The sequence below is a fragment of the Flavobacterium sp. FlaQc-57 genome (assembly GCF_044007395.1).
In the GTDB taxonomy this organism is placed as follows: domain Bacteria; phylum Bacteroidota; class Bacteroidia; order Flavobacteriales; family Flavobacteriaceae; genus Flavobacterium.
The window spans coordinates 389,503-400,672 of sequence record NZ_JBIPDA010000006.1 but is presented as its reverse complement, the minus strand read 5'-3'; the positions used below and the strand labels follow the sequence as shown (position 1 = coordinate 400,672).

General features: G+C 32.4%; 10 protein-coding genes. 7 read left to right on the top strand and 3 right to left on the bottom strand.

Annotated features, from left to right (window positions below; all coding sequences use genetic code 11):
• The first annotated feature begins 298 nt into the window (after nt 1-298).
• A complete protein-coding gene (gene pafA / locus ACHRVZ_RS19010; protein WP_395424456.1) occupies nt 299-1,915 on the top strand; it encodes an alkaline phosphatase PafA in 1,617 nt (538 codons plus the stop codon).
• A 134-nt stretch (nt 1,916-2,049) separates the two neighbouring features.
• On the opposite strand, the gene ald is transcribed toward pafA, so the two are convergent.
• Nucleotides 2,050-3,168 (bottom strand): alanine dehydrogenase, encoded by a 1,119-nt coding sequence (gene ald / locus ACHRVZ_RS19005; RefSeq protein WP_395424455.1) that lies wholly within the window; start codon nt 3,166-3,168, stop codon nt 2,050-2,052.
• Between the two features lie 200 nt (nt 3,169-3,368).
• Between ald and ACHRVZ_RS19000 the strand changes: the two genes are divergently transcribed.
• Nucleotides 3,369-3,827: an Lrp/AsnC family transcriptional regulator gene (locus ACHRVZ_RS19000; protein WP_072961962.1), complete on the top strand. Its 459-nt coding sequence runs from the start codon at nt 3,369-3,371 to the stop codon at nt 3,825-3,827.
• A gap of 61 nt (nt 3,828-3,888) precedes the next feature.
• Here the strand turns inward: ACHRVZ_RS19000 and ACHRVZ_RS18995 are convergent, their stop codons facing one another.
• Together ACHRVZ_RS18995 and ACHRVZ_RS18990 are read right to left on the bottom strand one after the other, a co-directional pair.
• The gene (locus ACHRVZ_RS18995) at nt 3,889-5,337 is read right to left on the bottom strand and encodes a glyceraldehyde-3-phosphate dehydrogenase (protein ID WP_395424454.1); all 1,449 of its coding nucleotides are present in this window, start codon (nt 5,335-5,337) and stop codon (nt 3,889-3,891) included.
• Nucleotides 5,338-5,544: 207 nt separating this feature from the next.
• Entirely contained in the window at nt 5,545-6,945 is a 1,401-nt protein-coding gene (locus ACHRVZ_RS18990) for a trypsin-like peptidase domain-containing protein (RefSeq protein WP_395424453.1), read from the bottom strand.
• Nucleotides 6,946-7,082: 137 nt separating this feature from the next.
• Between ACHRVZ_RS18990 and dapF the strand changes: the two genes are divergently transcribed.
• From dapF to ACHRVZ_RS18965, 5 genes are all read left to right on the top strand, one after another.
• Nucleotides 7,083-7,865, top strand: a complete 783-nt coding sequence (dapF, locus tag ACHRVZ_RS18985) for a diaminopimelate epimerase (RefSeq protein ID WP_395424452.1) — start codon at nt 7,083-7,085, stop codon at nt 7,863-7,865.
• Between the two features lie 30 nt (nt 7,866-7,895).
• Nucleotides 7,896-8,429, top strand: a complete 534-nt coding sequence (locus tag ACHRVZ_RS18980) for a GNAT family N-acetyltransferase (protein WP_395424451.1) — start codon at nt 7,896-7,898, stop codon at nt 8,427-8,429.
• Nucleotides 8,430-8,439: 10 nt separating this feature from the next.
• A complete protein-coding gene (gene mltG, locus ACHRVZ_RS18975; protein ID WP_395424450.1) occupies nt 8,440-9,480 on the top strand; it encodes an endolytic transglycosylase MltG in 1,041 nt (346 codons plus the stop codon).
• 59 nt (nt 9,481-9,539) lie between these two features.
• Complete coding sequence (locus tag ACHRVZ_RS18970) at nt 9,540-10,403, top strand: DUF2279 domain-containing protein (RefSeq protein ID WP_395424449.1); 864 nt, start codon at nt 9,540-9,542, stop codon at nt 10,401-10,403.
• A gap of 99 nt (nt 10,404-10,502) precedes the next feature.
• Nucleotides 10,503-11,153, top strand: coding sequence for a peptidoglycan-binding protein LysM (locus ACHRVZ_RS18965; RefSeq protein WP_395424448.1), 651 nt, complete (start codon nt 10,503-10,505; stop codon nt 11,151-11,153).
• Nucleotides 11,154-11,170 lie beyond the last annotated feature (17 nt).

Sequence of the window (11,170 nt, the reverse complement as noted above, 5' to 3'; positions counted from 1 at the left end):
TCCCGAACAGAGTAGTTAAGCCCGCCTGCGCAGATGGTACTGCAGTTATGTGGGAGAGTATGTCGTCGCCTTTCTTTTAAAAACCCTATCCAATTCGGATAGGGTTTTTTGCGTTATATATGTTTTTGTAAAAAGAATCTACGTTTTCTCTATTCTAAAAGAAAAATTAAATTTTTTACTCGAAATATTTAGTTATTAATTTCTGTTAAATTATGATCAATTTTAGGTTTTATAGGATGATGAGTTAGCCTATATAAATGTGAATCTGTATTTTTGTTTTAAATATTATAATTTACATATGAAAAAAAGTATTGTATTGTTGACATTGTTTGTTATCTCAAATTTAAGTGCTCAACAGCGCCCTAAGTTAGTAGTTGGTATTGTCGTGGATCAAATGAAAATGGAGTATTTATATCGATTTTCAGATGATTTTTCGCCAAATGGATTTAAGAGATTAATGAATAATGGATATACTTTTCAGAATATGCATTACAACTATATGCCAACCTATACTGCTCCAGGTCACGCTTCAATTTATACAGGTACTACACCTGCAACACATGGAATTGTTGGTAATGAATGGTTTAGTAGAACTCTAGGGAAGGAGATGTATTGTACAGATGATGCTGGTGTAAAAACAGTGGGAGATGGTACTGCAGAAGAAGGTGCTATGTCTCCTAAAAACTTACAAAGTACTACAATTACTGATGAAGTACGTATGGCTACTAATTTTGCTGGAAAAGTTATCGGTGTGAGTCTTAAAGATCGTGGTGCTATTTTACCAGCTGGTCATTTCGCAAATTGGGCCTTTTGGTACAGTAAAACAGGGGCTTTTATTTCTAGTACTTTTTATGGCGATAAATTGCCAGAATGGGTTTCTCAATTTAATAGTGAGAAACATTATATGCCATACATTAATAAAGGTTGGGATTTATACAAACCAGCTTCAACATATAATGAAAGTTTGGTAGATAATAATCCATATGAAGGGAAGTTGTATGGCAGTGCTGCTCCTGTTTTTCCTTACGATTTGAAAAAAATGTATGAGAAGAATGATGCTGGAATTTTAAGAGCAACTCCTTATGGAAATGATTTGCTGGCTGAGTTTGCAATGAAAGCTATCGAAAAAGAGGAACTAGGAAAAGATAATATCACAGATTTCCTAACTGTTAGTTTTTCTTCTACTGATTATGTTGGACACTTACTTGGGCCTCGATCAATGGAACTTCAGGATACTTATTTAAGATTGGATCAAACGATTGCTGACTTTTTGATTTATTTAGATAAAACTGTTGGTAAAGATAATTATTTACTTTTCTTAACGGCAGATCACGCTGGAGCTGAAAATGTAATTTACTTAAAAGATCATAAATATAATGTTGATAATTATCCATCGAAAGAGGTTAGAAAGAGCTTGCAGGATTTCTCAACAAAGACATTTGGAGTTGATCTGATTTTAAATTATTCAAACTTTAATGTGTTCTTTAATAAGCAAATTATCAAAGACAAAGGTTTTGAATTGGCAAAAGTAAAACAAGCTTTTAAAGATTTTTTAATTTCACAACCGCAAGTTAAAAAGGTATATACAGAAGAAGAAGTTTTGGCTAATTCAGGGAATGACTACTATTTGAATTTTGTTGCAAAAGGTTATGATGTAACTCAAAATGGAGATTTAGTAATTATCGATAAGCCTGGAGATATTGAATATTCGACTACTGGTACTTCGCACGGAACACCTTATGCTTATGATACTCATGTACCAGCTATTTTTTATGGATGGCATATTAAAAAAGGAGAGTCTTATGATAAAAAAGCTATTACAGAGATTGCTCCAACAATAGCGCAGAAAATCAAAGTTACTTTTCCAAATGGAACAGAAGCAAAAGTTTTACAAGAAGTTTTAGACGAAAAATAGTTTATAATATTTTATATAAAATAAAACCTGTCATTAAATGTGACAGGTTTTTTTTTGTCCAAAAAAAAGACTTTTCAATTAAGAAAAGTCTTTTAAATAATGTTTTTTAGTAAGCACTTATTTTAATGTTAACACTATGCGTTTGCTAGCACTATTTCTTCGTTAAATGGTAGATTCCAAGCTTCAGCAACTCCTTTGTAAAGGATTTTTCCGTTAGCAATATTTAATCCTTTTTTCAACTCTTCATTTTCATTACATGCTTTTTCCCATCCTTTGTTTGCTAATTGAACTGCATAAGGTAAAGTTGCATTAGTTAAAGCAAGAGTTGATGTATATGGAACAGCTCCCGGCATATTTGCAACACAATAGTGAACAATATCATCAATAATAAAAGTAGGATTTTCGTGCGTTGTTGGTGTGCATGTTTCAATACATCCACCTTGGTCAACCGCAACGTCTACAACAACAGTTCCCGGACGCATTAATTTTAGCATATCACGCGTGATCAAGTGAGGTGCTTTTGCTCCTGGAATCAAAACTGCTCCAACAATTAAATCAGCATCTTTAATTGCTTTTGTGATATTATAGTGATTAGACATTTCTGTATTTACATTAGCTGGCATAATGTCATCTAAGTGGCGTAAACGTGGTAAACTTAAGTCCATAATAGTAACTTGCGCACCTAAACCTGCAGCCATTTTAGCAGCTTGAGTACCTACAATTCCTCCTCCTAATACTAATACTTTTGCTGGTGGAACACCTGGAACACCACCTAAAAGGATTCCTCTTCCTTTTAAAGGTTTTTCAAGGTATTTTGCTCCTTGTTGAATAGCCATGCGACCTGCAACCTCAGACATTGGTACTAACAATGGTAAACTACGATCTGTTTTTTCAACTGTTTCGTAAGCTAAACATACTGCACCTTTTTCTAGCATAGCGTGAGTCAATGGCTCAGATGAAGCAAAGTGAAAGTAAGTAAATAATAGTTGATCTTTTTTGATTAATGGATACTCAGAAGCAATTGGCTCTTTTACTTTAATAATCATTTCAGCAATAGCATATACTTCTTCAATAGTTCCTAAAACTACTGCACCTGCATTTGCATATTCATCATCATTAAAACCACTACCTAAACCTGCAGAAGCTTGTACATAAACAACATGTCCATGTTTTTTCATTTCTGAAACACCTGCTGGAGTTAGTGCAACACGGTTTTCGTTGTTTTTTATTTCTTTTGGAACACCTATTATCATTTTGTTATATTTTTTTGTTTTTATTGAAATTGTTTTACAAAACTACAGATAGAGAATATATTATTGATTAATGAGTAATAAATAAGAAAATATTATTTTATTTAATACTTTTACAGAAAAATATACTGTTTAAGGAAATAAAAAAGCCTTCAAAAAGAAAAAATGACTAAATTTTATTAATCAATGAAAACGTTTTCGTTATGGCTTTAGATGAAATTGACAAAAAAATCTTACGACTTTTGCAGGAAAATGCGCATTATACTTTAAAGGATATTGCAAACAAAATAAATTTGTCTTTGACACCTGTTCATGATCGTGTGAAACGTCTTGAAAAAGAAGGAGTTATTGAGAAGTATGTTTCAATTTTGAACAAAAAAAAGTTGGGGAATAATCTAACAGTTTATTGTCAAGTTACACTCACAAAACAAACTTATGATACATCTGAAGGATTTAATCAGTCGATTTTGAATTTACCTGAAGTAGTGGAATGTAATTATGTTTCCGGAAATTTTGATTATATGCTAAAGATTATTATTCCGGACATGGAAAGTTATCATCAATTTCACCAAAAAAAGTTATCAATTCTTCCAGAAGTATCTCTTATTAATACTGTTTTTGTAATCTCCGAAGTAAAAAGTACTACGGTTCTTCCTATTTAATAAAAAAACCACCAAGTATCGACTTGATGGTTTTTAGAAAATTGGTTTTGGTTGTATTTATTTAATAATAAGTAAAACGTCTTACTTTAGCAATATATTTTGCTAAACGAATTACCTGATGACTATAGCCATATTCGTTATCGTACCAAATATAAAGCACTATGTTTTTTCCGTCTTTGGAAACAATTGTGGCGTTACTGTCGTAAATTGAAGGAGCAGATGTTCCAACAATGTCAGATGATACTAATTCATTATTTAAGGAATATTTGATTTGCTCTACCAATTCTCCTTCAAGAGCATATTTTTTCATGATTTTATTAATAGCCGGAATTGAAGTTGCTTTTTTAACTTCTAAGTTCAACACAACTAAAGAACCATTTGGAACAGGAACTCTAATAGCATTTGAAGTTAATTTTCCTTCTAAAGAGGGTAAGGCTTTTGCAACGGCGCTTCCAGCACCAGTTTCAGTAATTACCATGTTTAGGGCGGCAGCTCTTCCTCGACGGTATTTTTTATGCATATTATCAACCAAATTTTGATCATTTGTGTATGCATGAATTGTTTCTAAATGACCTTTTACAACTCCTAAAGTATCTTCAATCGCTTTTAAAACCGGTGTAATTGCATTTGTAGTGCAAGAAGCTGCTGAGAAAATGTCAATTTCATCAGGATTATATTCGTTGTGATTTACTCCATGTACAATATTCGGAACTCCCTTTCCAGGTGCTGTCAATAAAACTTTACTCGCGCCATTAGAAGTTAAATGCCTTTTTAAAGCTTCCTCAGTAGTAAATGCTCCTGTATTGTCAATTACCAATGAATCGTTAATGCCGTATAAAGTATAGTCAATTTCTTCGGGAGAGTTTGCAGTTATAATATGAACAGTGGTCCCATTGATAATTAATGCGTTGTTTTTTGGATCAGCTATTACAGATCCTTGAAAATCTCCGTGAATTGAATCGTATCTTAAAAGAGAAGCTCGTTTCTCTAATGTAGACGCATCATTTTTATCACGAGTAACAATCGCTCTCAAACGCAATTGATTTCCTTTCCCGGTTTTAGACATTAATTCTCTCGCTAATAAACGGCCAATTCTTCCAAATCCATACAAAACAACATCTTTTGGCTGAATTTCTTCTGAAGATTTTGCTTTTTTCAATTTGTCGATTACAAAATATCTTGCATCAGGATATTTTTCATCTTCTAAACGATATTCATAAGTTAATTTTCCAAGATCTAATTTTGCAGGTGGAAGATCTAAGGATAAAATAACTTTGGCGATTTCAACCGAATCAAATATGGTGATAGGCTTACCTACAAATTCACCTGCATATTGATGCAAATTGATAATATCGCTGACATTTTTATCCAATAATTGATTTTTAAATAAAACCATTTCAATGGATTTGTCATACCATAAATCGCTTATGATTTTAATTAATTCGACACCGGCTCTTCTTCGGTCGACTTGTAATGATACCTCTTTTTGGTATAAAGATTTGTTACTCATAATTGATTAAATTGAAAAAATAAATACGTGACTATTTTTAAATTTTGCGCAAAAGTATCCATTTCAATCGATTTCGTAAACTATTTTGTGATTTATTTTTGAAAATAAAAAAAGCCACCTTATTTTCTAAGATGGCTTTTTTGAGTTTTCGGTCTCAGTCTCAGTTATCAGTTTTTTGCAACTGAATACTGCGACCGTAAACCGTGATTAAATAATAATTCTAAGAATTTCTCCGCCCTTATTTATCATTTCAAGACGTATACTTTGACCTTCATCTTTTTTGTTTAGAAGTTTAGAAACCGTTTCAATATTTGTTGCTTTTACATTGTCAATACTTAAAATAATATTGCCTTGTAATTCATTTTGATATTGCATCAAGTTTTCATTATTGATACTTTTGATCTTTACTCCATAATCAATTTTGAATCTTTTTTTGTCAGAAGCATCAATGTTTTCCAATTGAATTCCTTTAAATTCGGTACTGAAAAATTCATTTTTACTTAAAGTTACCGGAACTGTTTTTGTTTTTCCGTCTTTAATGTAAGTTACTTTAACAATATCGTTTGGTCTTTTTGTATTGATATAACCAGAAAGATCTGCGTAAGTTGAAATATTTTGATCATCAAGTTTTACAATAATATCTCCTTTACCAAGACCCGCTTTTTCAGCTCCTGAGTTTTTAGAAACTTTACTGATATAAAAACCCTGTGTTTCACTAATGCCTAATTCTTTTGAGGCAGAACTATTTAATTCGCCACCTTCAACACCCAAAATTCCTCTTTGAACATTTCCAAACTCCATGATATCTTCGATAATTTTTCGAGCAATATTAGACGGAACCGCAAATGAATATCCAACATAAGAACCTGTAGTAGAAGAGATCATAGTATTAATACCAATTAATTCTCCTCTTGTATTAACCAATGCACCACCACTGTTACCTGGGTTTACTGCAGCGTCAGTTTGTATAAACGACTGAATTCCGTTTGTGTCTAAATTTCTGGCTTTCGCCGAAACAATTCCTGCAGTTACAGTTGAAGTTAAATTATAAGGATTTCCAACTGCCAAAACCCATTCACCAATTTTTACAGAATCAGAATTTGCAAATGCAGTATAGGGTAACTTTTCATTGGCATCGATTTTTAGCAATGCGATATCCATTTTAGAATCCGTACCAATTAGCTTTGCTTTGTATGATTTTTTATTGTTTAATGTAATTTCGATTTCGGTCGCATCTTTAATAACGTGATTGTTGGTAACAATATATCCATCTTCAGAAATAATAACACCAGATCCGGTTCCAACTTGTTCTTGTTGCTGTTGACCACCGTAACCATAAAAATATTCCAACATAGGATTAGTAACTGTTCTTCGCGAAACATTTTTTACGTGAACAACAGTGTGTATTGTTTTATCTGCAGCGGCAGTAAAATCAACCGTTTCAGCAGATAGCGCTACATTTCTTCCAAAGGAATCAGGAGCTACTGTTACAACAGAATTTCCTTTTCCAAAAATAGAATTGTTGCTGTCAAATAATAACTTGTAAGCACCAAGGGTTGTAGCACCACTTAAAAGAGACACTAAAAATAAGGTTGAAAATCGTTTCATAGTTGATTAGTTTTTAAGTTATCTACTGTAAAAATAATTCAAAAAAAAGCCGAAGTAAAGTGGTTTAACGCTCTTTAACAATGATTAACATTTCATTAATTATTTGTTCGTACTTTTGTGTTACTAATGTAAAAAAAATGCAAATAGAATTTTATAAATATCAAGGTACCGGTAACGATTTTGTAATGATTGATAACCGTACAAACTTTTTTCCAAAAGAGGACATTAAATTGATTGAGCGTCTATGCGACAGACGTTTTGGTATTGGAGCGGATGGACTTATTTTGTTAGAAAATGATGCCGAAACAGACTTCAGAATGGTGTATTATAATTCAGATGGAAATCAGAGTTCAATGTGCGGAAATGGCGGACGTTGTTTAGTAGCTTTTGCAAATCAACTTGGTGTAATTAATAGCCAAACTACATTCATTGCAACAGATGGTTTACATCATGCTTCAGTTGGAGACGATGCTATTATTTCGTTGCAAATGATTGATGTCGACGAAGTACAGATAAAGGATGATTATACTTTTTTAAATACTGGTTCTCCGCATCATGTTCAAATTGTAGATGATTTAGAACATTATAATGTAAAAGAAAATGGCGCTGCAATTCGTTATGGTGAGTTGTACGGAGAAAAAGGTAGCAATATTAATTTCGTGAAAAAAGTTAATGATAGTACTTTTTCGCTACGTACTTATGAAAGAGGTGTTGAAGATGAAACTTTAGCTTGCGGAACTGGAGCAACAGCAGTTGCAATTGCAATGAATGCTATTGGTCAAACCGATAAAACTTCGATTAATTTGAACGTTGAAGGGGGAAAATTAGTTGTTTCTTTCAATAAAAAAGGAGATCATTATAGCAATGTTTTTTTGACTGGTCCAGCAAAATTTGTTTTTAAAGGAACTATAGTAATCTAAAATCAACAATCTAAAAAATCTATAATTAGAATGATAACTCTTAAAGGCGAAAATATTTATCTCCGTGCATTAGAACCTAACGATTTAGAGTTTGTGTATGCTATGGAAAATGATCAAAGCATTTGGGAAGTTAGTAATACATATACTCCATACAGCCGATTTTTGGTACGCCAATACCTCGAAAATGCGCAGCAGGATATTTATGAAGCAAAACAATTGCGTTTGGCTATTTGCCAAGACGAAGATTTTCCAGCCATTGGATTAATTGATTTGTTTGAATTTGACCCCAAGAATAATAAAGCTGGCGTTGGAATCGTTATTCAAAAAGACGAAAACAAAAGACAGAATGTTGGTTCTGAGGCATTAGAGCTTTTAATTAAATATGCCTTTCATAATTTAAATTTACATCAGCTTTATGCAAATATTAGTGTAGAAAATGTAGCGAGTATAGCTCTTTTTACTAAATTTGGATTCGAGAAAATAGGAATTAAAAAAGACTGGATTTTGCTAAATAACCACTATCAAGACGAAGCAATGTTTCAGTTAATTAACAAACAAATTTAAAATCTAAACTTTGAGCTTAAAAAAAATTATCACGATAACTGCTGTAGCCGTAATTTCAGTTTTAATGATTTACGGATTCATTTTAATCAGTAAAATTTTTAGTGCCAACACTAAATTTGAGGAGAAAGAACTTTATGTTTATGTTCCTACGGGTGCAAATTATAGCGATGTTAAAAAAATATTACAGCCATATATTAAAAATTTCGAAAATTTTGAAATGGTTGCCAACAAACGCAGCTACCCTGAAAATGTAAAATCAGGTCGATTTTTGCTTAAAAAAGACATGAACAACATGGATTTGGTTAGAGCTATGCGTTCTAATGTTCCTGTAAAACTGGCTTTCAATAATCAAGAGCGTTTAGAAAACTTTGCTGGCAGAGTAGGTGCAGAAATAGAAGCAGATAGTTTGTCATTGATGAAAGCGTTTAAAGATTCTACTTTTTTAGCTACAAATGGTTTTAATGAAGATAATGTTTTTGCAATGTTTATTCCAAATACATATGAAATCTATTGGAATACTTCGGCAGAAAAGTTCCGTGATAAAATGATCAAGGAATATCATAATTTTTGGACTCCTGAAAGAATTGAGAAAGCTAAGAAACAAGGTTTAACACCAGTTCAAGCGACAATTTTGGCATCTATTGTTCATAAAGAATCAGTAAAAAAAGATGAAAGACCTCGTATTGCAGGTGTTTATTTGAATCGTTTACGTTTAGAAATGCCTTTACAAGCAGATCCAACTGTTATTTATGCTTTAAAATTAAGAGACAATAATTTTGATCAAGTCATTAAAAGAGTATTCTATAATGATTTGCTAATGAAATCGCCATATAATACTTATGTGAATATTGGACTACCTCCGGGACCAATTGCAATGCCTGATATCACTGCTCTTGAAGCAGTTTTAAACCCTGAAAAAAACGATTATATTTACTTTTGCGCTAGTGTAGAGCGTTTTGGATACCACGAATTTGCTGCAACTTTAGCGGAGCACAATGTAAATGCAAAAAAATATTCAGACTGGATTGCTAGTCAAGGCGTAACAAGATAGTTTTGAATTTTAGAAATTTAGTTCTCTTATCGGTTTTATTTTTATCGAGTTTTTTCTCTATGAAGGCACAAAGCAAATTTGAAAGCTTTTTGGCCCCTTCCGACACTTTAAATAAAAAAAGACAAAATACAGTAATAGTAACTGAGGCTGCTTTAGCTTCGGTTACTTTATTAGGTTTAAACCAGCTCTGGTATGCAGATTATCCGCGTTCTAATTTTCATTTTATAAATGACAATAGCGAATGGCTTCAGATGGATAAAGTTGGACATATGTATTCTGCTTATCATTTAGGCAGATTTGGAGCCGAAATGATGAATTGGAGTGGAGCCAATCAAAAGGAGCAGCTCGTTTATGGAGCCACTTTAGGATTTGCATTCTTGACAGCTGTTGAAGTTTTAGATGGTTTTTCGTCAGAATGGGGAGCTTCTTCAGGAGACATAATTGCCAATGCAACAGGAACAGCACTATATGTTTCTCAGGAATTACTTTGGAGAGAGCAGCGAATTACTCCAAAATTCTCTTTTCATACCACGCAATATGCAAATTTAAGACCTGAATCCTTAGGAAGTTCATTAAATGAACAGCTCTTAAAAGATTATAATGGACAAACATATTGGCTCTCCGTAAATCTTCATTCTTTTGCAAAAGAAACAAAAATTCCGAAGTGGTTAAATATTGCTTTTGGATATGGAGCTGATGGAATGTTAACAGGAAATTTACAAAATGATAATGTTAATTCTATCCAAAACCCTGAAAGATTTCGTCAGATTTATCTTAGTTTTGATGTTAATTTAGCTAAAATTGACACAAAATCACATTTTTTGAAGACGGTTTTCTCCATTTTTAACACTATAAAAATTCCGGCGCCAACGCTCGAATACTCAGCTAATAAAGGGCTTAAAGCATATGCCTTATATTTTTAAAACCTTGTAAAGTATTGATTATCAGTATTATTTTGTTTTTATTATCTTTGCACCGTAGAAATTTCAAAAAGGTGACAGCGTTTTGAAGAAAAACAATTTATGATAAAGAAGTGGTACTTTTATGCGAGTTTGATCGTTATTATTACATTTTTAAGTGTGGGTTTTAAACCCTTTAGTCGAGAAACCAAACCTTGGTTTTCAATAGAAAAAACAGATGGATCAGAATACTTATTTCCATCGCTAGAAGAGGATGATTATCCTGAAGTAAAACAAGTAAATGTCCTATTTACAAAAAAGCGCCTTATAAGTTTTAAAGAAGCAGTAGCTTTTAAAGAATCTCAAGGAAAATACCGATTGGTAAATTCACTTGGTTATATGGGAAAATACCAGTTTGGTATTCAAGCTTTAAAATCTGTTGGTATCAAAAATAGCAAAGCCTTTTTAAAAGATCCTGCATTACAAGAAAAAGCTTTTATTGCGTTGTTATCCAAAAATAAATGGATTTTACGTAATGAAATCGAAAGGTATGAAGGAAAAGTAATTGGTGGAGTTGAAATTACTGAATCAGGAATTTTAGCAGCTGCACATCTTGGAGGTGCAGGATCTGTAAAAAATTTCTTCAAAAACAAAGGGAATAGATATTTTAAAGATGCTTACGGTACTTCATTAAGGAGTTACTTGAAAGCTTTTGGAGGTTATGATCTTTCTCATATTGAAGCAGATAGTAATGCTACAATACATAATATTTAATGAGGATTCAACTTTAT